This window comes from Halopiger xanaduensis SH-6 (assembly GCF_000217715.1).
In the GTDB taxonomy this organism is placed as follows: domain Archaea; phylum Halobacteriota; class Halobacteria; order Halobacteriales; family Natrialbaceae; genus Halopiger; species Halopiger xanaduensis.
Map to the genome: position 1 here is coordinate 2147392 of NC_015666.1, position 22614 is coordinate 2170005.

At 66.7% G+C, this 22614-nt stretch carries 21 protein-coding genes; 10 read left to right on the plus strand and 11 right to left on the minus strand.

What is annotated here, in order from left to right; all coding sequences use genetic code 11:
- Window positions 1-2 precede the first annotated feature (2 nt).
- Complete coding sequence (locus HALXA_RS10495; RefSeq protein ID WP_013880328.1) at window positions 3-1904, minus strand: 2-oxoacid:acceptor oxidoreductase subunit alpha; 1902 nt, start codon at window positions 1902-1904, stop codon at window positions 3-5.
- A gap of 295 nt (window positions 1905-2199) precedes the next feature.
- Here HALXA_RS10495 and HALXA_RS10500 point away from each other — a divergent pair, with 295 nt between their 5' ends.
- The gene (locus HALXA_RS10500) at window positions 2200-2952 is read left to right on the plus strand and encodes an OsmC family protein (protein WP_013880329.1); all 753 of its coding nucleotides are present in this window, start codon (window positions 2200-2202) and stop codon (window positions 2950-2952) included.
- A gap of 24 nt (window positions 2953-2976) precedes the next feature.
- On the opposite strand, the gene HALXA_RS10505 is transcribed toward HALXA_RS10500, so the two are convergent.
- Entirely contained in the window at window positions 2977-3759 is a 783-nt protein-coding gene (locus HALXA_RS10505) for a PHP domain-containing protein (RefSeq protein WP_013880330.1), read from the minus strand.
- A gap of 94 nt (window positions 3760-3853) precedes the next feature.
- The gene (aroC, locus tag HALXA_RS10510; protein ID WP_013880331.1) at window positions 3854-5005 is read right to left on the minus strand and encodes a chorismate synthase; all 1152 of its coding nucleotides are present in this window, start codon (window positions 5003-5005) and stop codon (window positions 3854-3856) included.
- Window positions 5006-5124: 119 nt separating this feature from the next.
- On the opposite strand from aroC, the gene HALXA_RS10515 reads away from it, so the two are divergent.
- Window positions 5125-5535, plus strand: a complete 411-nt coding sequence (locus HALXA_RS10515; RefSeq protein ID WP_013880332.1) for an HIT family protein — start codon at window positions 5125-5127, stop codon at window positions 5533-5535.
- A 5-nt stretch (window positions 5536-5540) separates the two neighbouring features.
- On the opposite strand, the gene HALXA_RS10520 is transcribed toward HALXA_RS10515, so the two are convergent.
- Entirely contained in the window at window positions 5541-6785 is a 1245-nt protein-coding gene (locus HALXA_RS10520; protein ID WP_013880333.1) for an alkaline phosphatase family protein, read from the minus strand.
- A gap of 169 nt (window positions 6786-6954) precedes the next feature.
- On the opposite strand from HALXA_RS10520, the gene HALXA_RS21670 reads away from it, so the two are divergent.
- Complete coding sequence (locus tag HALXA_RS21670) at window positions 6955-7194, plus strand: hypothetical protein (RefSeq protein ID WP_148263640.1); 240 nt, start codon at window positions 6955-6957, stop codon at window positions 7192-7194.
- Window positions 7195-7218: 24 nt separating this feature from the next.
- Here HALXA_RS21670 and aroA read toward each other — a convergent pair whose 3' ends face one another.
- The gene (aroA, locus tag HALXA_RS10525) at window positions 7219-8511 is read right to left on the minus strand and encodes a 3-phosphoshikimate 1-carboxyvinyltransferase (RefSeq protein WP_013880334.1); all 1293 of its coding nucleotides are present in this window, start codon (window positions 8509-8511) and stop codon (window positions 7219-7221) included.
- 126 nt (window positions 8512-8637) lie between these two features.
- Between aroA and HALXA_RS10530 the strand changes: the two genes are divergently transcribed.
- Entirely contained in the window at window positions 8638-9954 is a 1317-nt protein-coding gene (locus tag HALXA_RS10530) for a TIGR00341 family protein (protein WP_013880335.1), read from the plus strand.
- A gap of 56 nt (window positions 9955-10010) precedes the next feature.
- Here HALXA_RS10530 and HALXA_RS10535 read toward each other — a convergent pair whose 3' ends face one another.
- Complete coding sequence (locus HALXA_RS10535) at window positions 10011-11201, minus strand: LolA family protein (RefSeq protein ID WP_013880336.1); 1191 nt, start codon at window positions 11199-11201, stop codon at window positions 10011-10013.
- Between the two features lie 132 nt (window positions 11202-11333).
- On the opposite strand from HALXA_RS10535, the gene HALXA_RS10540 reads away from it, so the two are divergent.
- Window positions 11334-12521, plus strand: coding sequence for a M24 family metallopeptidase (locus HALXA_RS10540; protein ID WP_013880337.1), 1188 nt, complete (start codon window positions 11334-11336; stop codon window positions 12519-12521).
- Between the two features lie 16 nt (window positions 12522-12537).
- Here the strand turns inward: HALXA_RS10540 and HALXA_RS10545 are convergent, their stop codons facing one another.
- From HALXA_RS10545 to HALXA_RS10565, 5 genes are all read right to left on the minus strand, one after another.
- Entirely contained in the window at window positions 12538-13638 is a 1101-nt protein-coding gene (locus HALXA_RS10545; protein ID WP_013880338.1) for a S1C family serine protease, read from the minus strand.
- Window positions 13639-13744: 106 nt separating this feature from the next.
- Window positions 13745-14812 (minus strand): NAD(P)/FAD-dependent oxidoreductase, encoded by a 1068-nt coding sequence (locus HALXA_RS10550; RefSeq protein ID WP_013880339.1) that lies wholly within the window; start codon window positions 14810-14812, stop codon window positions 13745-13747.
- 112 nt (window positions 14813-14924) lie between these two features.
- Window positions 14925-15314 carry a DUF7344 domain-containing protein gene (locus tag HALXA_RS10555; RefSeq protein WP_013880340.1) on the minus strand — a complete coding sequence of 130 codons (390 nt, stop codon included), beginning with the start codon at window positions 15312-15314 and terminating at the stop codon, window positions 14925-14927.
- A gap of 377 nt (window positions 15315-15691) precedes the next feature.
- On the minus strand, window positions 15692-16180 hold the full coding sequence (locus HALXA_RS10560; protein ID WP_013880341.1) for an Lrp/AsnC family transcriptional regulator: 489 nt from the start codon (window positions 16178-16180) through the stop codon (window positions 15692-15694).
- Between the two features lie 193 nt (window positions 16181-16373).
- Window positions 16374-17105: a GNAT family N-acetyltransferase gene (locus HALXA_RS10565; RefSeq protein WP_013880342.1), complete on the minus strand. Its 732-nt coding sequence runs from the start codon at window positions 17103-17105 to the stop codon at window positions 16374-16376.
- A 149-nt stretch (window positions 17106-17254) separates the two neighbouring features.
- On the opposite strand from HALXA_RS10565, the gene HALXA_RS10570 reads away from it, so the two are divergent.
- The 5 genes from HALXA_RS10570 to HALXA_RS10590 all read left to right on the plus strand — a co-directional run bounded on the left by HALXA_RS10570 (window position 17255) and on the right by HALXA_RS10590 (window position 22581).
- Window positions 17255-18085, plus strand: coding sequence for an NAD(P)-binding domain-containing protein (locus HALXA_RS10570; protein WP_013880343.1), 831 nt, complete (start codon window positions 17255-17257; stop codon window positions 18083-18085).
- Entirely contained in the window at window positions 18082-19665 is a 1584-nt protein-coding gene (locus tag HALXA_RS10575; RefSeq protein ID WP_013880344.1) for a small ribosomal subunit Rsm22 family protein, read from the plus strand. The genes HALXA_RS10570 and HALXA_RS10575 overlap by 4 nt, the downstream gene beginning before the upstream one ends.
- 637 nt (window positions 19666-20302) lie before the next feature.
- Window positions 20303-20941 (plus strand): substrate-binding domain-containing protein, encoded by a 639-nt coding sequence (locus tag HALXA_RS22085; protein WP_049895285.1) that lies wholly within the window; start codon window positions 20303-20305, stop codon window positions 20939-20941.
- A gap of 506 nt (window positions 20942-21447) precedes the next feature.
- The gene (gene surE, locus HALXA_RS10585) at window positions 21448-22272 is read left to right on the plus strand and encodes a 5'/3'-nucleotidase SurE (RefSeq protein ID WP_013880346.1); all 825 of its coding nucleotides are present in this window, start codon (window positions 21448-21450) and stop codon (window positions 22270-22272) included.
- Between the two features lie 78 nt (window positions 22273-22350).
- A complete protein-coding gene (locus tag HALXA_RS10590; protein WP_049895448.1) occupies window positions 22351-22581 on the plus strand; it encodes a SelT/SelW/SelH family protein in 231 nt (76 codons plus the stop codon).
- Window positions 22582-22614: the final 33 nt, after the last annotated feature.

Genomic DNA, 22614 nt, shown 5'->3' on the forward strand with positions numbered 1-22614 from the left:
TGTTAGTCACCTGCAGCAGGTTCGATTCGTACCTGTGCGGTCGGTTCGCGGTCCTCCTCGGCGATGTTGACCTCGTAGCCCTCGACGATCTCGGCGGGCTCGAAGGGGTTGCCGTTGTACTTGAGCAGGCTGGTGAGCTTCTCGCCGAAGCGACCGAGCTCCTTCTGGAGGAGCCCGCGGAACTGCGCGGTCGCGTTCATCTCGACGACCATCGCCTCGTCGACGCTCTCGAGGAACTCCGTGACTTCCTGCTCGGGGAACGGCATCATGTCGGAGACGCTCAGGCCCTTGACGGAGTAGCCGTTGTCGTTCAGTCGTTCGACGGCCTCCTCGACGGCACCCTGGGAGGAGCCCCAGGTGATGATGCCGTAGTCGGCGTCCTCGTCGCCGAAGTAGGTCTGGGTGGACTCGCGTTCCTCGTCTAACTCCTCGCGGATCGCCTCGAGCTTCTCGAGGCGCCGATCCATCTGGTAGACGCGGTTGTCCGGGTCCTCGCTGATGTGACCGACCGGGCTGTGCTCGTTACCGGTCGCGAGGTAGCGTCCGCCCTTCTGGCCGGGCAGCGAGCGCGGTGCGACGCCGTCCTCGGCGTCCTCGTAGTTGAAGCGCTTGAACTTCCCGGAGTTATCGTGTGCGGCTTCCTTCAGCTCTTCCTCGGTCAGCGTCGAGCCCAGATCCGGCGAGGGTTCGCGGTCGAAGAACTCGACGTCGACGTTGGTGTTCTCGCCGGAGAGCTTCTGGTCGTAGATGAGCATGACCGGGATCTGGTAGTCCCACGCGATGTCGAACGCCAATCGGGTCTGCTCGTAGGCTTCCTCGATGTTCCCGGGCGCGAAGACGACGCGCTGGGAGTCGCCCTGACTCGTGTACAGGACGTGCTCTAAGTCGCCCTGCTCGGGCTTGGTCGGCATCCCGGTCGAGGGACCGGCGCGCATGGCCTCGACCAGCACCAGCGGCGTCTCGGTCATCTCGGCGAGACCGAGCGGTTCGCTCATCAGAGCGAATCCGCCGCCGGAGGAACCGGACATGGCCTTGACGCCGGCGTGACTCGCACCGACGGCGAGCGCGGCCGCGGCGATCTCGTCCTCGACCTGTTCGGAGATGCCGCCCATGTCGGGGAAGTTCTGGCTGAGGATGGTGAACACGTCCGTCCACGGCGTCATCGGGTAGCCGGCGATGAATCGACAGCCGGCGTCGATGGCGCCGTAGGCGATCGCGTTCGAACCCGAGAGCAGCGCCTGCTCGGACTCGTGTTCGCCTTCCGGAATGCGCAGGTCGTGCTCGAACTCGAGGTCCTGCCCCATCTCGTAGGCTTCGTGGAGGATCTCGAGGTTGGACTCGAGGATGTCGCCGCCCATGGCGTCCTCCATCAGGTCCTCGATGTGCTCGAGGTCCATCTCGAGCAGCGCGGCGGTGATCCCGACGCCGGCGGTGTTGCGCATGACCTCGCGGCCGTGCTCCTTGGCGAGCCCGCGGAGGTCGATCGGGTAGACGTGCCAGCCGTTCTCCTCGGCGCGCTCCTCGAGGTTGAGTTCTTCGACGTCTTCCTCGCTGACGAGGCCTTCGTCGTAGACGATGACCCCGCCCTCGCGGAGATCGTCGAGATTCTCCGAGAGGGGCTTGAGCTCCTCGTTGCCGTAGTAGGCTTCCTCCTGCGGGTTCCGGGCGAACGAGTCGCCCAGCGCGAGCAGGAAGTTGTAGCCGTCCCCTCGTGACTGTACTTCTCGGTCTGCGGCCCGGATTTCGACGTAAGTGTGGCCGCCGCGGATCCGCGACGGATAGTGACGGTGCGTAAATACGTCGAGCCCCGAGCGCATCAGCGCCTTCGCGAAGTTCTGGCTCGTCGAGTCGATCCCGTCGCCGGAACCGCCTGCGATTCGCCAGATGAGTTCGTCGTCGCTCATAGGTAAATCAGTGGCCGGTGGGCCAACCGTACCCAGATTTTGCCGGAGCGAACCTAAAGCCTTTGCTATAGATTACCAAGGATCTTTCGTGAAGGATTGACAGTAGTGTAAAATAACGCCATGATCGATCATGTTCTTCCCGCTGAAACGGGGATGATACGCCAAACGTTCGGTCCGACGGCGACGCCGATCGGATCGAGTCCGGGCGGGTTTTCGCACGAGCGGGTGCCGGACGAATCGCGCGACGCACGATCTGTCGGGACGTCTTTTACGCGCGGGCGGCGATAATCCACATATGGGTTTTCTCGTTCGAATCCCGCCGCTCGAGCCGACGACCAGCGACGAACCGACGTGGGGGACCGTCCGCGAGTGGCACGTCGATGAGGGCGACTCGATTGCGGCGGGCGACCCCGTTGCCGAGGTCGAGTTCGAGACGGCGGTCATCTCGGTCGACGCCGCTGGAGACGGCGTCCTCCGACGGCGGCTCTCGGCTACCGGTTCGACGGCACCGCCGGGGACCCCGATCGGCATCGTCGCACCGGCAGGTCGGGACATCGCCGATCTCGAGGCTGCGGCCGCGTCCGACCTCGGCGGTCCGAGCGCGGACTCGGCGTTCGGTACGCGCGACGGCACGGCGATGCCCGGCCGCACCGTGACGGCGTCGACGCCGGACGGGTGGTGCGGCCGGATTCGGGCCGGGTCCTTCGCGTGGCCTTACGACGAACCGGAATCCTCCGGGGGTACGGAAACCGGACCGACGCCCGTCGACGTCTTCCTCGGCGGGCTCGCAGCCTGTCTCTCGCTGAGCGTCCGGTATCAGGCCGAGAAGCGCGACGCGGGGATCGGTGAAATCTCGGTCACGGCCGACGGGGAGCCGGAGCGGGGCTCGGTCGAGCAACTCGACGTAACCGTCCGCCTCGAGGCCGACGCGGACGAGATCGACGACGACACCCTCGAGCGGCTCGTCGAACTCGCCGAACGCGGGTGTCACGTCTCGGAGTTGCTTCGAGATGACCTCGCGTTCGACCTGTCCTGGGAGCGGCTGTAGCCGACGCTGGTCCTGCCGTCCTCCTCAGTCGCGCTCGAGCGACGGCGGTGTGGCCGGCTCGAGTCCCTCGCGCGCGAAGAAATTTTCGAGGAACTCGACACGGTCACCGATCTCGTCCGGCTCGTGGGAGTCGGTGCCGACCGTAACGGCGACACTGTGCTCGCGCAGAATCTCGAGGAACTCCTCGCCCGGATGGACGATCTCCGCGTCGGTCAGCGCGCGGCCGGCGTTGATCTCAGGAATCGTCCGCGAGTCGGCGAACGCGCGGGCGACGCGGCGGTAGTGGTCGGTCGTCGCCCGCTCCCGAAGGGGGCGCGTGCGTTCGATCAGATCGACGTGGGCGGCGATGTCGAACAGTTCCGACTCGATCAGCGAGACGAGCCGATCGAAGTACTCGTCGACGACGGCGTCGCGCGCTTCCGCCGAGAGATCGGTGAACTGCGACGAGACCTGCACGTTCTTCCCGTCGACCTCGTGGACGCTGCCGATCGCGTAGTCGAAACCCGCCTCCGCGAGGAACCTGTCGATCGCGTCCTCGTCGCGGGGGTCGTAGTCCATCTCGACCGCGTCGTAGATCTCGATCGACCGCCGCTCGCGCAGGCGCTCGATCGCTTCGCGACGTCGTTCGTAGGTAAGATCGAGGTTGAACCCGTAGAGCCCGCGCATCCGCTCCAGCCGGTCCCGCGGCGCGACGTTGCAGTGGTCGGCGAGGCCGACGCCCTCGAGGCCGGCGGCTTCGGCGGCGCGGACCATCCCGCCGAGGAAGTCCCCGTCGGAGTAGTTCGAGTGGATGTGAAAATCCCGCATACCGGAGCAACGGCGCCGGACGGGTTAGTAGTTCGGCCGGAGTCCGTCGACCGGAGGACGTCTGCGCTCGAGAAGCGACAGCCGCAGACGCGGATTACTCGTTGCGCGGGTTGCTCGGGTGGTAGTCCGTATCGTACTCGCCGGGCTGGTCGTCGACGCGGTCGGGGTTGATCCGACCGGACAGCAGCATGAAGTCCACGAGCGTCAGCGCGAGCATCGCCTCGACGACCGGCACGCCGCGGGGCGGCAGCACCGGGTCGTGGCGGCCGATGACCTGCTCCTCCTTGAGTTCGCCGGTCTCCCAGTCGGCCGTCTGCTGGGGCTTGGGGATCGAGGTCGGCGCGTGCAGCGTCACCTCGCCGTAGATCGGCTCGCCGCTCGAGATCCCACCTTGAATACCGCCGTGGTCGTTCTCGACCGGCGTCGGGTTCCCCTCCGAATCGAACTCCCAGTCGTCGTTGCGCTCCTTGCCGGTCCACTCGCGGGCCTCGCGACCGAGGCCGAACTCGAAGGCCGTCGTGGCCGGCACCGCCATCATCGCCTGCCCGAGTCGCGCGGACAGCGAGTCGAACCGCGGCGCGCCGAGGCCGACGGGAACGCCACGGGCCTCGAAGTAGATCGAGCCGCCGATGGAGTCACCTTCTTCCTGGTACTCCTCGATCAGGTCCTGCATCTTCTCGGCGGTTTCGGGATCGGCACAGCGGACGTCGTTCTCTTCCGAGTGTTCCTTGAGCTGCTCGAAGCTGACCTCGGGCGCCTCGACGTCGCCGATCTGGTTGACGTGGGCCTTGAGTTCGACGCCCTCGCGTTCGAGCAGCTTCTTCGCGATCGCACCGGCTGCGACCCAGTTGACGGTTTCGCGGGCCGACGAGCGGCCGCCGCCGCCCCAGTTTCGCGTACCGAACTTGGCGGAGTAGGTGAAGTCGCCGTGGCTGGGACGGGGCGCGGTGATGAAGGGTTCGTACTTCTCGGAGCGGGCGTCCTTGTTCTGGATAACCAGCCCGATCGGCGTGCCGGTCGTGTAGCCGTCCTGGATGCCAGACTTGATCGAGACGTCGTCGGGTTCGCCGCGGCTGGTGGTGATCATCGACTGGCCCGGCTTTCGGCGGTCGAGATCCGCCTGAATGTCCTCCTCGGAGAGCTCGAGGCCGGCGGGGCAGCCCGAGACGGTACAGCCCATTGCCTCCCCGTGGCTCTCGCCGAACGTGGTCACCTGAAAGAGGCGACCGAACGAGTTGCCGTTCATTACCCTTCCGTGGGAGGGCCTGGCATTTAGGTTTTGCAATCTCCCTTCCCGTTCCGGGCGCGGTTCGCGGCCGCGAGACGCGGCGGAATCGTTAACTCCCCTCGCTGCGGGCACCGCGTATGGACGAGGAGTGCCCGTTCTGTCGACTTATCGAGGGCGAGAAGGACGCTCACGTCGTCTACGAGGACGCGCGGACGATCGCGTTTCTCGACGAGAACCCGGCCTGCGTCGGCCACACGCTCGTCGTGCCGACGGCGCACCGACCGGATTTGCTCGTCGCCGACGCGGAGACCAACGCCGCCGTCTTCGAGACCGTCCGCACGGTCTCGACCGCGATGGAAGCGACGCTCGAGCCCGACGGGTTCAGCGTCTTCTACTCGACGGGGCCGATCGTCGGGCAGGTCGAACACGCGCACGTCCACCTCCTGCCGCGGTACGAGGACGACGACATCTCGCTCAGCTTGCGTCGAACCGCCCTCGAGGACGAGACGGCGCGGGAACTGACGGATCGAATCCGCGAGGAACTGTAGGTTCTTCACGCCGAGGCCTGCAACGCCGACAGCCGACACGCCGCCAGCGGCACCAGCATCTCGGCGGGGTTGAGGCCGCCGTGCATCCCGACTAACTCGAGTTCTTCGGGTTCGTAGTCGCCGCCGTACCAGACGCCCAGCTCGCGGTGGGAAACGACGAGGTCGCCCAGCCGCCGCCCGAACGTCGTCGACGGCTCGCAGTCGCCGAACAGTCTCTTCTCGAGGACGGTCTCGCGGCGGACGACGCGGGCGTCGAGCCGTCCTCGGAGTGCGTCCCGCACGCGCTCGACGGTTCCCTCTCGCAGATGCAGGTGAACGTTGCGCGGACTCCCCGCGTAGCGGATCGGATCGCCGTCCGGGCCGCGCTCGAGGCTCTCCTCGAGGACGTCGAACTCGGTCAGGTCGACGTTCCGGTCGGGATCGGTGTCGACGTGGCCGTGGTCGGCCGTGACGAGCACCAGCGTCTCCTCGGCGGTGTCCCGATCGACGGTCGCGAGCGCATCCTCGAGTTGGGCGCACGCTTGCGCGAGCGCCTCCCGATACTGCTCGGCCGTCGTCCCGTGCTGGTGGGCCGCGACGTCCACGTGCGGGACGTACGCGAAGGTGTACGACGGCGACGCGGGAGCATCGAGCGCACCCTCGAGCGTCGACCCGAGATCCTCGAGGGACTCGTACTCGTGGTTCGTCGCGTACGCCTCGTGTTCCGGGTAGCCCGTGACGTAGTGAACGTCGACGTCGCGCTCGAGGTCCACGACCCACGGCTCGGCGTCGGCGACGTCCCCGGGCTCGAGTCCCGCGGGCGGATTTCCGTCCTTGTCGACGAACGGCAGCGCCAGAAACGAGGTGCCGACGGTCGGCTCGTAGACGTTCCAGCCGATGACCCCGTGCTCGGCGGGGAGGGCGCCGGTGTGGTAGGTCGTCATCGCCGCCGCGGTCTCGGAGGGGTAGACGGACGTCAGCGGCGTGACGGTGCCCCGCTCCGTGAGGCGCTTGAGCAGCGGGACGTCGTCGCGCTCACTTTTCCAGCGGTTCAGCCCGAGGCCGTCGATCAGGACGACCAGCACGTTTTCGACGTCCGTCTCGACGCCCGCCAGCGCCTCGTCGGGGAGCGTCCGTCCCGTCTCCGCCCCCAAGATCGATGCGACCGTGTGCGGCACGTTCGCGAAGCAAAACGAGTCGTACGCCGGAAAGAGGTACCCGTCGTCCTCGGACCGGTCGCGGAGCTGGTCCTCGAGGTCGCTCCGGAGCATGGGCGTCGTTTGCACGGTGTCGTTCCTAAATGGTCGGCTGTATTGCTATCATACCACTCGAGCAGACAATCTTCCCACGGTCAAGTGCGAGTCTCATTGCTCTGGTATGTTGTATATAAGAAATTCTGCAGAACATTCATATTTGAGAATGTAAAATGGTATAATGTAAATGTCTGGACCATGGAAACCCATAGCTGCATTGGGAGATATTCTAACGATATTAGCAGTTGCACCCTTTATTCTGGGAATGGGCTGGCTCTTGATAACTACAGATGTTGGAACAGCAAGTCCTGAAATGGTTGAGCAAGCTGTGCGCTTGGGAGTTGGTGCTATGATGGCACTAGTTCCACTCTCGGCTGGCGGAGTTTTCTTATTCGCCTTCTTCGAATTTGCAGAAGCTCAAGCATAGTCCTATTTTGAGAGAGCGTCCTTGCTACTCATTCTTCTCGAGGTCCGCACCCAGTCCGGCGAGCACGTCGAAGAAGCCGGGGAAGGAGACGTCGACGTGGTCGGCGCCTCGCACCGTCGTCTCGCCGTCGGCGACGAGGCCGGCGAGCGCGAGCGCCATGATGATCCGGTGGTCGCCCCGCCCCTCGACGGTCGCGCCCTCGAGGGTCGATTCGCCGCCGTGGACGGTCAGCGAATCCTGCTCCTCGGTCGTTTCGACGCCCAGCTTGCCGAGTTCCTCGGCCATCGCGCTCACGCGGTCGGTCTCCTTGTAGCGGACGTGTTCGGCGTTCGTGATCCGGGTGTCGCCCTCGGCGACCGCGCCCAGCGTCGCGATGGTCGGCAGCAGGTCCGGCGTGTCCTCGACGGAGACCTCGATCCCCTCGAGCGAGCCCGTTTCGACGTCGATCGTCCCCGCATCTTGATCCCACTCGACGTCGGCGCCCATCCGGTCGACGATGTCGACGATGGCCGTGTCGCCCTGCGCGCTCGGGTTGGCGCCCTCGATGCGGACGCCGTCCTCGCTCGCGATGGCGCCCGCGGCCAGCGGGTAGGAGATCGACGAAAAGTCGCCGGGAACGGCGTACTCGCCGTCCGTGGGACGGTAGGACTGGCCGCCCTCGACGGCGAATCCTCGGTCGGTCTTCTCGGCGTCGACCCCGTAGGCCTCGAGCAACTCGAGGGTGATGTCGACGTACGGCGCGGACTTGAGTTCCGTCTCGAGATCGATTTCGATGCCTTCCTCCGTTACCGCGCCGGCCATCAGCAGCGCCGTGATGTACTGCGAGGAGACGTCGCCCGGAATGGAGACCTCGCCGCCCGAAATCGGGCCGGTGACGACCAGCGGCGCCTGCCCGTTGCCGCGGGTGCTCTCGGCCTCGCCGCCGAGGTCCGCGATGGCCTCGAGCAGCGGCCCCTGGGGCCGCGAGCGCAGCGACTCGTCGCCGGTCAGCACCGTCGTGCCGTCGGCGAGCGCGGCCGCGGCGGTCACGAGCCGCATCGTCGTCCCGCTGTTGTCGCAGTCGATGACGTCCGCCGGCACCTCAGGGCGACCGTCGAAGCCCTCGATTGCGAGGGTTCCGTCGTCCCGCCGATCGACGTCGCCCCCGAATAGTTCCACCGCGCGTGCCGTCGCCCGCGTGTCGGCGCTCCAGAGGGCGTCCCGGACGGTCGCGCCGTCGGCGTAGCCCGCGGCCAGAATCGCCCGGTGCGTGTAGCTTTTCGAGGGCGGTGCCCGCGCGGTCCCCCGGAGGCTCGAGGGGGAAATAGTGACGTTCATGATGGGGGTGTCGACCGGCCACCCTATACCGATACCGATCCGAGCGAGCCGAACGAGGAGCGATCCGACGGGCGTCCCTGTCGTCTCCGGACCCAGCTTTATCCGCGACATCGTGGTCGTGCGCCCATGCGGCTCGTGGAAATCCTCGTCCCCGAAGAAAAGCGGGACGTCGTCGAGGAGACGCTCGAGGACGAGGGCCTCGACTTCACCCTCATTCAGGAGGAAAGTCGCGAGGAGCCCTCGGTCGTCATCACGTTTCCGTTGCCGGCTCCCGCGGTCGAATCCGTCCTCGATAAGCTTCGGGAGACGGGGATCGGAGAGGACTCCTACACCGTGGTCGTCGAGGCGGAAACCGTCGTCTCCGAGGGGTACGACGAACTCGAGAAGCGCTACGCCCAGACCACCGCGCGGATCTCCCGCGAGGAGATGCAGTCGCGAGCGAAGGATCTCACCCCGGAGCTGAGCACGTACGTCGTCATGATGGTGTTGAGCATGTTCGTCGCGACGGCCGGCCTGCTGCTCGATTCGCCGGCGGTCGTCGTCGGGTCGATGGTCATCGCGCCGCTGATCGGGCCCGCACTTGGGGCGAGCGTCGGGACGGTCATCAACGACCGGGCGCTGTTTCGGCGCGCGCTCAAACAGCAGGCGATCGGGCTCGGCGTCGGTGTCGTCACCGCCACGGCCTTCGCGTTCGTGATACGGACGGCCGGGCTCGTCTCGCCGATGATCGATATCTTCGCGGTCTCGCAGATCGAGAGCCGATTGACCCCCGATCTGCTCTCGCTCGTCATCGCGGTCGGCGCCGGCGTGGCGGGCGCGTGGACGCTCACCGCGGGGACTTCGGTCGCCCTCGTCGGCGTCATGATGGCCGTCGCGGTCGTGCCGCCGCTGGGGGTCGTCGGCATCGGTATCGCGTGGGGGCTCCCGGCGGTCGCCGTCGCCGCCGGCGTGCTCGTCCTCGTGAACATGCTCACGATCAACATCACCAGCCTCGCCGTCCTCTGGTACAAGGGCTACCGACCGGACACCTGGTTCCAGCAGGACGAAGCCCGCGTCACCACGCAAAAGCGCGCCGTCGTCTTCGCTGCTACGATCCTCGTCCTCTCGGCGTTTCTCGGCGTCGTCACGTACGACACCTACCGAACCGGCACGTACGAGGAGGAGATCAACGAGGACGTGGTCGACGTCCTCGAGTCGCCCGAGTACGACGACCTAGCGCTCATCGACGTCACGGTCGAGTACGACGACCCGGTGCCGATCCGCCAACCGGAGCGGATCGTCGTTCGGGTCTCGCATCCGGTCGGTACCGATCCGCCGCGGATCAGCGACGACATTCGATCCCGGGAGAGCGTCGTCGCCGAGTCGGCGATCCGGTTGCCGACGGGGCCGCTCATCGACGCCCACCGCGCCGAGGTGGTCGTCTACTACGTCGGGCGAGGCTAGCCGTGCCGGAGCCGCTGTCGAGGGATTCGGCTCCGCTTCGAGTCACCGAACGCCGCTCACGAACAGCCGATCGAGGACGCGATCTCGCGCAGCGGCTCCGGTTCGTCGATCGCGGGACTCGCGACCCGGTAGCTCAGTCCCGTTCCGTCCTCGCACGTCCAGAAGATCGTTTCGAGCCGGCCGTCCTGGTAGTAGGCCGTCGTCGGAACCCCGTCGACCTCGATCTCCTCGAGGGCGCTCGAGTCGGGATCGAACCGCTGGACGTCCTGGACGGCGACGAACAGTTCGCGGCCGTTCACGCCGGGGTCGGTGTACCACAGCGTCGCGGTCGTGCCGAACTTCGCGGACCGCTCGACGACGGTGATCCGGTCGAGGACGAAGGGCTCGGGAACCTCGGGGTCGGGCAGGTCGTAGGGGACGGCGTCCGCGGCCGCCTCGAGCGAGTCGAAGACGCCCTCCGGTTCGGTCCCCTCCCGCACGACCTCGGCGTCGGCCGGCGGCTCGTACGTGAAGGTTCCCGCGGACAGCCCCTCGTCGATCGACAGGTCCGCGTAGGTGACGGCCGTCCGGTGGAGGAGTTCGTCGTCGCCGTCCCGAACCACGTTTCGCTCGCCGACCGGGTAGCGGTACTCGTCGTCGATCAGGACGGTCCGAGTGATCGTCAACTCCTCGAGGTCGGTCGAGGGACCGAGCGGGATCGCGTACACCGAGTCGCCGACGACGAGTTCGATCGCCGGCCCCGTCTCCTCCGGCGGCGGGCGCGCCTCGACGGCGTGGGCTTCGCGGCCCTCGACGGTCTCGGTGCCGGCGTACTCGAGGCGGTACGAGTCGCGGAGGTTCTCGAGGACGAGCCGGGTCCGGTCGGCGTCGGTCTTGTTGGGGTGGAACTGCTTTTCGACGACGTTCCGCTCGGGGTCGTACTCCCAGGTGACCGTCCGGTTCGTGACCGCGACCGCGCCCGCCGGCTCCTGCGGATCGGTCGAGTCGACGACCTCGATGCGCTTCGCGGCCGGCGGGCGCGAGAAGACGCGCTCGGTCCGTTCGGCGGAGCGCGCCGCCGTCTCGAATCGCACCCGGCGGGTCGCCGCGAGGTCGGTCAGCCCGGCGCGGGTTTCGATGGCCGCCTGCAGGAGCGCGTCGCTCGAGGGGTCGTCAGCGTCAGCGTCTTCATCGGCGTCGCTACTGGGAACGCTGACGCACCCCGCAAGCGCGGCCACGCCCGCCGTCAGGAGCCGTCGACGTCGCATACACGATCGATTGAATCGTAAATTGATAAGTCTGTATGTCCGTTTAGTAGCGTGTAACAGCCCGGACATCTTAGGTCGGGTCCGGCTTCCGCGATCCGCGACATTATGTGCCCGCCGGCCGCACGGACGCGTATGAACGTCGATCCCGATCTGTCCCCGCTCCGCGAGGCCGTCGCGTCGGCCGGCGCGGACGGCTACCTCATCGACGACGATGCAACGGACTCCGATCAGCGGTACGTCTCCGGCTTCACGGCGCCGGACCCCTACCAGACGCTCGTCACCGACGACGGCGTCCACCTGCTCGTCTCCGGCCTCGAGTACGGCCGCGCGACCGCCGAAAGCGGCGCCGATACCGTCACGCGTCGCTCAGCCTACGACTACCGCGAGCTCGTCGCGGAACACGGCCCGCACGGCGCGAAGATCCGCATGCTCGAGGCGTTCCTCGCGGACCGCGGCGTCGAGACGGTCGCCGTCCCCCGGAACTTCCCGACTGGAACCGCGGACGGACTGCGCGACCGCGGCGTCGCGGTGACGGTCGAATCCGAGGGCGTCGTCGAGGAGATCCGCGCGACCAAGACCGACTGGGAGATCGACCAGATCCGGCGAACCCAGCGGGCCAACGAGGCCGCGATGGCCCGCGCCGAGGAGCTGATCGCGACCGCCGACATCGAGGACGGCACGCTCGTCCGCGACGGCGAACCGCTCACCAGCGAGTTCGTCGCGGAGGAGATCGAAGTCACGCTCCTGCGCCACGGCTGCAGCCTCGACGAGACGATCGTCGCCTGCGGCGCCGACGCCGCGGACCCCCACGACCGCGGGAGCGGGCCGCTCGAGGCGGACGAACTCATCGTGATTGACATCTTCCCCAAGGACAAGGAGACGGGCTACTTCGGCGACATGACCCGCACGTTCGCCCGCGGCGAGCCCGGCGAGGAGGCCCGCCGGCGATACGACGTGACGAAGGAAGCGTTCGAGGCCGCCCTCGAGGCGATCGAACCCGGCGCGACGGGCGCGGACGTCCACGACGCGGCCTGCGACGTGATCGAGGCGGCCGGCTACGAGACGCTTCGCAGCGACCCGAGCACCGAGACGGGCTTCATCCACAGCACCGGGCACGGCGTCGGCCTGGATATCCACGAACAGCCGAGCGTCTCGCCTTCGGGTGGGAAACTCGAGCCGGGCCACATCATCACGATCGAGCCGGGAATCTACGATCCCGACGTCGGCGGCGTCCGCATCGAGGATCTAGTCGTCGTCACCGAGGACGGCTACGAGAACCTGACCGACTACCGCGTGGGCCTCGAGCCGGTCGTCGAGTAACGGAACGTCGCCCTCCTCAGACCTGTGGCCGCGGCCGCGCGCCCAGCGTCAGGTCGACCGACTGCTCCTGCCCGTCGCGGACGACCGTCACCGAAATCGTCTCGTCCGGACTCGTCTCGAGCGCCAGGTAACTCGAGAGATCCTCGAGCGACGCGATTTCGGCGTCGTTCAGCGCGACGATGACGTCCCCGCCGGTCGGCACCCGCGTGCCGTCGATGATCGCGGTGCCGGTGCTCGGCTGGAGGACGCCGTCGGACGGGCCGCCGGAGCGGACGCCTTCGACGATCACGCCGCGGGGGTTCTCGAGTCCGTTGGCCTCGGCGATGGCCGGCGTCACGGTCGCGAGCGAGACGCCCATGTACGCGTGGTCGTACTCGCCGGTCTCGACGAGCGAGGGGACGACCCGCTGTGCGAGCGCCGCCGAGATGCCGAAGGCGATGTTGTCGCCGCCGCCGGAGTTGATGACGGCGATCACCTCGCCGTCAAGCGAGACGATCGGGCCGCCGCTGTTGCCGGGGTTCGCCGCGGCGTCGGTCTGGACCGCGTCGGGAATGTCGTACCCTAGCGAACTCGGCAGCGACCGGTTGACGCCGCTGACGACGCCGGTCGTGAGCGTGCCGTCGAGCCCGTAGGGGTTGCCGATGACCAACACCTCATCGCCGACGACCGGGTCGCCGTCGATAAAGGGCAGCGGGGTCGCGTACTCCGGCCTGTCGTCGACCCGGACCGCCGCGAGGTCGCTGTAGACGTCCGTGCCGACGACGGTTCCGGTTCGCCACTCGCCCTGCCGGAACCGGACGTCCAGTTCGGTCGCGTTCCCGACGACGTGGGCGTTCGTCACGAGGTGGGACTCGTCGTAGACGAACCCCGTTCCCTGTCCGGCCGTCGTCTCCATCTGGGCGACCGAGTCGACGGTCTCCTCGTAGACGGCAGCGTAGTCGCCGTTCGCGGGCGGATCGCGCTGCTCGGCGTCGTCTGACTGCCCGGTCGTCGACTGGCTCGTTTCGTCGGTTGCCCCGTCGTCGGCGCCGGGGGTCGTACAGCCGGCGATCGCACCCGTCGCCGCGACGCCGAGCGTCTGCAGTACGCGTCGGCGGGAGAGTCGATTTCGAGGCATCCGGTCGACAATACGTTCCGTTAGTTCCTTTCTTTTTCCGGATTTTCCCGACTCGAGCGGAACGTTGACCCGAATTCGACCCGGGTGGCGACGGCGCTACTGCGACTCACTCGAGCGCGATCCGCTCGCCGACCTCGAGGCCGCTTCGGAGCGCGGCGTGGAGTCGTCCTTCGCCGGCGACCCAGTCGCCGATGCAGTACAGCCCCTCGGCCTCCGCGCTCCGGAGCGGGCCGGTCTGAGCGCCGGCCTCGGGCAGCGCGTAGCGCCAGCCCTGGTGATCGGTCCAGTCGGGGTCGGCCAGCCGGTCGTCCCCGAGCAGGGCCGCGGCGATCCGGGCGAGTTCCTCGCAGTTCTCCGCGGGCGGGTCGTCGTAGTGTTCGACCGACCACTCGTGGTTGGCCTGGACGATCAGCAGCGACTCGCCGCCGGGGACGTGGTCCGGCTTGCACTCCTCGCGGGCGATCCAACCCACTTCGTGCGCTTTGTCCGTGTTGACCAGCGCGTAGTAGGGCCGCTCGAGTTCGAACGGGTAGTGGAGCGCGGCGGTCCAGATCGTCCGGTAGGGGACGTCGTCGATAGCGTCGACGAGCGTCTCGCGGAGTCCGTCGTCGGCGTCCCACTCGGCCGACCGCAGGAGGTCGGCGGTCTGGGGCGCCGGCGGATTCAGCAGGAGGGCGTCGAAGGGACCCCACTCGTCGCCGTCGTCGTCCTCGAGGCGCCAGCCCGCCGATTCCCCGCCGTTCACAGCTCCGCCAGCATCCCGAACCAGCCGTTCGACGCGCGTCTCGCGGTGGACGTCGACGTCCGTCCGCGCGAACAGTCGCTTCGCGATCTGGGTCAGGCCTGCGCGGTAGGTCCACTTGTGCTCGTCGGCGTCGCGCCCCTCCGAGACGTCGCCGCCGCGGTCGAACGTCCAGATCGGCTCGGTGATATCGACTAACCCGTCCGTCTCGAGGGTCTCCGTCAGCAGGTCGGTGACGCGCTCGTCGTCGTCCTTGACGTAGTTCGCGCCGTAGTCGTAGACGACGCCGTCTCGGCGTCTCGTCGCCGCGCGGCCGCAGACGCCGCCGGACTTCTCGAGCACCGTCACCGTCGCGTCGGGCAGGGTCTCCTCGAGGGCGTACGCCGCGGCCGCAGCGGCCGCGCCGGCGCCGACAATACCGATTCGGGTCATGTGGAACACTCGGACCCGACGCGGGAAGTATCTCAGCACAGGTCGGGAGCGTTGCCGCCACTTCGGACGGGCGGATTCGGCCTCGGCCAGCCGGCAGACTGGCCACTTACAGTTACTCCTCGAGGTCGCCGTCGAGACACTGGTCGAGACAGCACTCGACGAGCGACGGCGGATCGCGAAACACGAGCTGTTCGGACCGTTCGTCGTACTCGAGGACGTCCGCCTCCTCCAGCATCGGCAGATGGACGTGGTACAGCTCGATCTCGACGCCCTCGAGGGTCTCGTCTCGGACGGCGCTCGGCGACCGATCGCAGTCCCACGCCGCCACCTGGCGGGCCGTCTCGGTGAGCGACGCCTGGTGCTCGTTACGTAGATAGTAGAGCACGTACCGCCGACGGACATCGGCGAGTGCGGCGAGGAGTTCGTCGATCCGCGCCTGCCGATCGCCGTCGGGCGACGGACTGCAGTCGGGACCGTCTCGCCCGTCGCCGTCGTCGGTCATTCGTCCACCGCGGGCTCGAGAGACGGTTCCGAGGCCGCCGCTCGGTGTGCGGGGCGGTCCGTCGCCGCCGATACCGCGCATTCGGCGAGGAACGCCGCGAGCGATCTGACGGATCGACGGTACCGACGGCTCTGAACTGCAACTGAATCGGCCGATCGGTCGCCGCTACTCCCGATGCGATGACGGATCGCCTGCGAATGAGGTGCCGACATATCGCACGGTACTCCGATCCCGGGTATAGGTGTTGTTTTGCAGCAAAGAGATGGGTTGTGGATCGCGGAACCAGCACCGTCGACGGCTGCGGAAATCGAAACGATCGACGACGAACGTCCGAAAATAACTGAACGGTGCCGTATGGTATAACGACGGTTCACGGCTCAACTGTCCCCCTCGCGGCGAGCCGACTCGAGCGCGGTTTCGAAGATCGACGGGGACCGCATCCTCCGTTTCGTGATCTCCGTCCGCTCGATCTCGACGTCTAACTCGTGGATCGCCTGCGTGATCTCCGAGAGGTGGCAGGTGTCCCGCGCGAGGACTTTGATGTGGATGTTCTCCCGCCCGCCGAGCAACTCCTGAACCTCGAGGACCCCCTCGACCTCGAGGAGCGACTCGACGGCCTCGTGTCGCCGCGTCGGGGCTGCGGTCACGACGAACGTGGTCAACAGCGGAATATCGAGCCGCGTATAATCGACCTGGGGCCAGTAGCCGGTGAGGACGCCGGTCTCCTCGAGCCGTTCGATTCGGTTCCGGACGGTACTGGGCGAGACGTCGAGTCGCTCGGCCATCTCGATCGCGGTCGTGTTTCTGGCATCGTCCTGCAGGAGAAAGAGGATCCCCCGGTCGACGTCGTCGAGGTCGCTCGACATACGTACTCATCACTCGGGATACGCACATGTAGCTACGGAAAGCCTATCATAATTGGAGACTGACTCCAGATCTTATTATCGTCGACCGCATACAGTAAGCAGGTATTTCGTAATCGGAATCCGATCGGCGAGTAGCCGAGCGGCAAGCGAGCACCGGCGTCCAGAACCGCCCGCAGCAGCGGTCGACGAGCGCCTACAGTTCGCGCGCCATCATCACCTCGTCGACCAGTTCCTCGTCGATCGCGTAGTGATTCCGGCGGATCGCTTCGGTGTCCCAGCCGCGGTCGGTCAGGAACTCGAGCGCGCGGTCGTTGGTGACGGGAACGCTGTTGTACACCTTCCGGTAGCCGTTGGCGTCAGCCCACTCGATACCGCGCTCGAGCAGTTTGCTGCCGATGCCGCGCCCGCGGTAGGCCTCGCGAACGCCGACGGTCTGCTCGGCGGTCCCCCGCCGGCGCTCGACTTGCGGGAGCTCGAGGTGGGTCCAGCCGACGACGTCGCCCTCGACCGTCGCGACGAAGAACACCCGCGAACGGACGGCGTTGTGCCTGGTGACGGCGTTCTCGTACAGGAGTTCTTCGGCGACCGTCTCCGCGACGACGTAGGTCTCCGTGTCCGTCACGTCCCGGATGGTCTCGATGAGGCCGTCGAAATCGTCGTGGCGCCCCGGCCGGATCGCGAACGCGAGGTCGTCGCTCTCGTACGTCTCGACCGCGCCGAACTCGAATCCGATCTGCAGCGTCCCGCCGTCCTCCTCGAGGTAGCCGTCCGCCTTCAACTCCTCGAGGCGCGATCCGAACTCGTCGGACGACAGCGAGACGTACTCCCGGAGCTTGTGGCGCTCGACGGTGCCGTGGCGTTCGACGTACTCGTAGAGTCGCCGGCTGGCGTCGGACGAAAATGTCGGTCGTTCGGTCGATCCCATACCCCCAGTACGCGGACGGTGGTCTTATGGTTTGGTGGCTGCTAACACCTCACATCTTCGTAGTCGAATTCGAACCGGACGGTACCTCGCGTGACGGGCGAGGAAATCGATCGAACGCCTTTTGCGACCCCGGGCGGTAGCACCGGGCGATGGACGTACTGATCGTCGGCGCGGGATCGATGGGCACCTGGTTCGGACGCGCGGTCGAGGCCGCCGTCGCGTTCGCCGACGTCGATCCCGACGCCGCAGCGGCGGCCGCCGACGCCGTCGAGGGGGCCGAGGTCGCCCCGCTCGCGCCCGACGGCTCGGACGCGAGAGACGACTACGATGTCGTCTGTCTCGCCGTGCCGATGGCCCACGTCACCGACGCGATCGCGACCCACGCGAGCCGCGCCGAGCGGGCCGTCGTCGACGTCTCGGGCGTGATGGAACCCGCGCTCGAGGTGATGGCCGAGCACGCGCCCGACCTCGAGCGGGCGAGCCTGCACCCGCTGTTCGCCCCCGAACGCGCGCCGGGTTCGATCGCCGTCGTCCGCGACGCGGGCGGGCCGACGATCGACGCGTTGCTCGCCGGCCTCGAGGCGCGCGGAAACGAACTCATCGAGACGACGGCGAGCGAGCACGACGAGGCCATGGAGACGGTGCAGGCGGCGACCCACGCCGCGGTGTTGTCGTTCGCGCTCGCGGCGGAGCCCGTTCCGGAGGGGTTCGAGACGCCGATCTACGAGGGGTTGGCGACGCTGGCCGAACAGATGACCGAGGGGACGCCGCGGGTCTACGCCGACATTCAGACCGCTTTCGACGGCGCCGATGCAGTTTCGGAGGCCGCCGAATCGATCGCCGCCGCCGATGCCGACGAGTTCGAATCCCTCTATCGGGAGGCAGCGGCGACGTGGCAGGCGCGGGATCGAGACCGACGCGACGGCGACGCGGACGCGCAGACGAGAGAGACCAGCGACAACGGCGGTGATTCCACGTGAGCGACCAACGGGAGGCGATCCGATCGAACGCGAAGTACCTGCGCAACGTCCGGCCCATCGATCCCGACGAGATCTGCGAGTACGTCTCGGGGAATCCGCATCCGGCGGTCGTCCGCCAGCACCTCCGCGAAGATGCAGTGGCTCTCGGGCTGATCGAGCGCGACGACGGCACCTTCGTTCCCGTCGAGGACGAGCCCGTTCCCCCCGGCCGCGGACCGGTTCGGGAGTTCCCCGCCGACTACGAGACGGCGCTCGAGGACCTGCTCGTCGAGCGCTACGGCGTCAACTGGCACGAGGACGGGGCCGGGGACCTCCTGCGGTCGACGATCCGCCGGTTCAAATCGCGCTACCTCGAGGGGCGCCACGTCGAGTACGACGAGGACGTCGCGGCGGGATACGCGATCTACCACCTGCCGGCCTACTACGCCGCCGTCCAGTACGCGCTAAACGATCTGGCCGAGCGCGGCCTGCTCGGCCGCGATTTTCGGGTGCTGGACATCGGCGCCGGCGTCGGCGGCCCCGCGCTGGGCCTGTGCGACTACCTGCCCGACGACGCGCTGCTCGAGTACCACGCGATCGAACCCAGCGCAGCCGCAGACGTGCTCGAGGACCTGCTCGCGGAGACGGGCCGAAACGTGCACACGACGATCCACCGGACGACGGTCGAGGAATTCGATCCGGAAACGGTGGCCGGTGACGACGGCTTCGACCCCACCGCTCCCGACGACGGCTTCGACCTCGTGCTCGCCTGCAACGTCCTGAGCGAACTGGGGGACCCCGAAGCGGTGCTTCGGAACGCCCTCGAGTGGCTCGCCCCCGACGGCGCCGCGCTCGCGATGGCGCCCGCGGACAAGAACACGAGCGTCCAACTGCGCGAGGTGGAACGGGCGCTCGAGGACGAGCGACTGGTGGATCGAGCGGTCTTCGAGGGGCTCGAGGACGGCGACTCCGGGGACGGGAGCGGCGCGAACGACGCCGCCGACCGCGTCCGCAACCGCCGCGGCACCGTCACCGTCTACGGGCCCGCCGTCCGCCTCTGGCCCGACGAGCGTCCCGCCGATCGCGGCTGGTCGTTCGACGTTCGGCCGGACCTCGAGGTGCCGTCCTTTCAGCGCAAACTCGACGAGGCGGCGCCCGAGCACGACGACGAGCACGCCCCCGGCGAGTTCGTCAACGTCGACGTCCAGTTTTCTTATTCCCTGCTGCGGCTGGACGGCCGGCGGCGGATCGACGTCGCCCTCGAGACCAGCGACTGGGCGAAGATGGCCGAGATGGAACGCCACGTCACCAACCGCATCGACCTCGTCGCGGCCAAACTGAGCCGCTCGCTGAGCGACAACGCCGACGGCAACGGGCGCCACAGCGGCCGCTCGAATCCTCTCTTCAAGATCAGCGACGGCAGCGAACAGATCGACCACTACGCCGTCCTCACGAAGGAAACCGCGCTCAACCGGCCGCTGCTCGAGGCCGACTACGGCGACGTGCTGTCGTTCGAGTCGATCCTCGCGCTCTGGAACGACGACGAGGAAGCCTACAACTTGGTCGTCGACGAGGAGACCGTCGTCGACCGAATCACCTAGCTCTGTTGAAACCCTTAGCCGATGACAGATGGTACGTGCTGAATACAGGCGCGTATTTTGTACCGAGTTCACGAATCGGGCGGTAGCAACACCACCGAAGTTATCGATTTTGGGGCAAAGCGGAAGGATTATAGAATCCGATTTACCACCAACGTCCGACAGCTCACCTACTGAGGTGTATATAGAGTTCTGAGTAACGTTTACACTCACTGCGTGATAGCGTGACTTGATGGGTCCCTCCTCATTTCCCGTCGCTTCTCGCCGGGAGACACTTGCTGCCAGTACCGTCCTCCTCGGGTCGCTCGCCGGTTGCACATCCATTTTCGACGATAGTTCATCGTCAACGCCTGATGCCCCTTCGTCCGAGGGGACGGCGGCGACAGATAGGCGAAACGAAACGACCACCCCGTCGCTGCATGTCCAGTCGGGGTCGGAACTGCACCGCGTGTTGCACGAAGCGGCTATCGCGTGGAATCTAAATCCGAAACTGTCGGATAGAAGTTGGGTAGCAGAACTCGACACCGACTCTGACGGCCGATTGGCTGACTATTTCTGCCGACGGGAAGGACTGAATCCCACCGGGAAGCGGTCGAATCCACCGGTCCAGATCGTCATCTCTCATTCTGATCCTCCATCCGTGGTCCAAGACCTCGCCGCCGAACGAGTTGATCTCGGCGATACTCGGTACGAGACGGCCGGGTCCATCAGCGAATCGCTCACGATTGGAGACCGGTTCGTCGAGCATCAGGTTGCGACCGCCGGAAGTGCATTTATTGTTAGCCCCTCGATCATTGACGAAGGAGTGACCTCGCTGCGGGCGGCTGAAGTGCGGGACATCTACGCGGGCGAGATAACGAACTGGCAGGCCGTCGGCGGTCCGGACAGAGAAATCAGGGTCATTGCTGGTCCCGATGCCAGTCCGCCGCGTTGGCTCATAGACACGTTTTTCGACGGCGTTCCCGAGACGGGCGTCGACGTACGCTTCGGCAAAGAGGCTACACGGATCAACAAGATAGAATCCCGGGACGATGCCCTCGGTGAAATCCCCGTCGGGTTCGCCGTCTCCGATGCTCCCGTCCTGAACCTCAGTGTTGATGGCACACGTTACAGCGTGAGCGAGACGGGATATCCGTCGACGGTCAACCTCGCGTGTTATACGTGGGGAGAGCCGGACTCGCGAGAGCGTGCATTCATTTCGTACCTCCAGTCACCCGCCGGTCAGCGGTACGTCGACAGGAACAGGGACTTTCTCCCACTCGATTGGGAAGCCGACTGATTGCATATCGGAATGGAGACGCCATCTCCACTATCGTAACGTGCGGTATCCCTAGCAGAAAAAACAGCGTCATAAGCGTAGTTTCCCAGATTGCCAACTTACCGAACTTATCCTCTGTATTCGGCACGGCTTCTAGAACCTGTCACCGACTAAGGGTTTCAACAAGGCCAATTACCTGACGTCTGCTCCCGTTTTCTCGAGGTCTGCTCCGCGAAATCGTAGATACTCGATACGAACACTACGAAAGCCCCCTGCCGGCATCCGGTCGATGGGCTCGCTACGTGCTCGCTACGCTCGCGTGCTTATTCCGGAAGACTCCCTTCGGTCGTCTTCCGACGTTCGCCTCACTTCGTTCGGCTCTCCGTCGCTCGTCTTCCCGGACGCCGGCAGCCCCTTTCATGGTGGTGTCGATCGATTCGAAAGGAACGCCGATCCGTATCGATCAGACGTGGGTTCGTACCACACAAAACGGTGGGCTTTTCGCGCCGGCCTCCGACCCACCCGGTATGAGCGACGCCCTCGAGATCCTGCTGACCAACGACGACGGGATCCACAGCACCGGGATCCGGGCGCTGTACGACGCCCTCTCGGAACGCGGCAACGTGACCGTCGTCGCTCCCGCGACCGACCAGAGCGCCTGCGGGCGCTCGATGTCTCACGAGGTCGACGTCGAGACGCACGAGTTGGGTTACGCGCTCCACGGGACCCCCTCGGACTGCGTCGTCGCCGGCCTGGCCGAACTCGGCCCTGACCCCGACATCGTCGTCGCGGGCTGTAACAAGGGCGCCAACCTCGGCGAGTACGTGCTGGGCCGCTCGGGAACGATCAGCGCCGCCGTCGAGGCCGCCTTCTTCGACGTGCCCGCGATCGCGACCTCGATGTACGTCCCCGCCCCCGGCGACGGCGCCTCGCTCGAGGCGGTCGACCTCGAGCCGGCAGACTACGCCGAAGCGACCCGCATCACGTCCTTCCTCGTGGAACACGCCCTCGAGACCGACGTCTTCGAGCACGCGGCGTATCTCAACGTCAACGTTCCGGTCGCGGACTCTGAAGGCGAGCCCGCGCCGGTCGAGATCACCCGGCCCTCCCAGCGCTACGAGATGGACGCCGAGCGCGACGGCGAGCGCGTCCACCTCCACGACCGCGTCTGGGAGTCGATGGATCCCGAGGAAATCCCAGACCCCGAGGGTACCGACCGCCGCGCCGTCGCCGAGGGCCGAATCAGCGTCTCGCCGCTGACCGCGCCTCACTCGACGAACCACCACGAGACGCTCGAGGACCTCGCGGACCGCTACGCCGAGTCGGTCGGCGTCCCGGAGCACGTCCAGTAAGCGCCGCTCGCGGCCGGCGACGCTACGTCGTTCGCTGCAACCCCGAGGGATATGTACGCCGACGGTGAACAGTCACGCATGTCGACGGTCGAGATCGAATACTGCGTTCCGTGTGGGTTCTTGTCACGAGCGGAAGACGTCCAGCACGCCCTGCTGTCGACGTTCGGCGAGCAACTCGATGCGGTCACGCTCGCGACGGGCGCCAACGGCGTCTTCGTCGTCCGCGTCGACGATACTGTCATCTTCGATAAGAGTGAGGACGAGTACGACGTCGACGAAATCGTCAGACGGGTCCGGGATCGGCTGTGACCGTCGGCGTTGCTGCCGGTATCTATCGGGCAA

Coding starts and splice junctions, on each gene's coding strand:
- HALXA_RS10495 (WP_013880328.1), bottom strand. CDS start 1,904: ATGAGCGACGACGAACTCATCTGGCGAATCGCAGGCGGTTCCGGCGAC.
- HALXA_RS10500 (WP_013880329.1), top strand. CDS start 2,200: ATGGGTTTTCTCGTTCGAATCCCGCCGCTCGAGCCGACGACCAGCGAC.
- HALXA_RS10505 (WP_013880330.1), bottom strand. CDS start 3,759: ATGCGGGATTTTCACATCCACTCGAACTACTCCGACGGGGACTTCCTC.
- aroC (WP_013880331.1), bottom strand. CDS start 5,005: ATGAACGGCAACTCGTTCGGTCGCCTCTTTCAGGTGACCACGTTCGGC.
- HALXA_RS10515 (WP_013880332.1), top strand. CDS start 5,125: ATGGACGAGGAGTGCCCGTTCTGTCGACTTATCGAGGGCGAGAAGGAC.
- HALXA_RS10520 (WP_013880333.1), bottom strand. CDS start 6,785: ATGCTCCGGAGCGACCTCGAGGACCAGCTCCGCGACCGGTCCGAGGAC.
- HALXA_RS21670 (WP_148263640.1), top strand. CDS start 6,955: ATGTCTGGACCATGGAAACCCATAGCTGCATTGGGAGATATTCTAACG.
- aroA (WP_013880334.1), bottom strand. CDS start 8,511: ATGAACGTCACTATTTCCCCCTCGAGCCTCCGGGGGACCGCGCGGGCA.
- HALXA_RS10530 (WP_013880335.1), top strand. CDS start 8,638: ATGCGGCTCGTGGAAATCCTCGTCCCCGAAGAAAAGCGGGACGTCGTC.
- HALXA_RS10535 (WP_013880336.1), bottom strand. CDS start 11,201: ATGCGACGTCGACGGCTCCTGACGGCGGGCGTGGCCGCGCTTGCGGGG.
- HALXA_RS10540 (WP_013880337.1), top strand. CDS start 11,334: ATGAACGTCGATCCCGATCTGTCCCCGCTCCGCGAGGCCGTCGCGTCG.
- HALXA_RS10545 (WP_013880338.1), bottom strand. CDS start 13,638: ATGCCTCGAAATCGACTCTCCCGCCGACGCGTACTGCAGACGCTCGGC.
- HALXA_RS10550 (WP_013880339.1), bottom strand. CDS start 14,812: ATGACCCGAATCGGTATTGTCGGCGCCGGCGCGGCCGCTGCGGCCGCG.
- HALXA_RS10555 (WP_013880340.1), bottom strand. CDS start 15,314: ATGACCGACGACGGCGACGGGCGAGACGGTCCCGACTGCAGTCCGTCG.
- HALXA_RS10560 (WP_013880341.1), bottom strand. CDS start 16,180: ATGTCGAGCGACCTCGACGACGTCGACCGGGGGATCCTCTTTCTCCTG.
- HALXA_RS10565 (WP_013880342.1), bottom strand. CDS start 17,105: ATGGGATCGACCGAACGACCGACATTTTCGTCCGACGCCAGCCGGCGA.
- HALXA_RS10570 (WP_013880343.1), top strand. CDS start 17,255: ATGGACGTACTGATCGTCGGCGCGGGATCGATGGGCACCTGGTTCGGA.
- surE (WP_013880346.1), top strand. CDS start 21,448: ATGAGCGACGCCCTCGAGATCCTGCTGACCAACGACGACGGGATCCAC.
- HALXA_RS10590 (WP_049895448.1), top strand. CDS start 22,351: ATGTCGACGGTCGAGATCGAATACTGCGTTCCGTGTGGGTTCTTGTCA.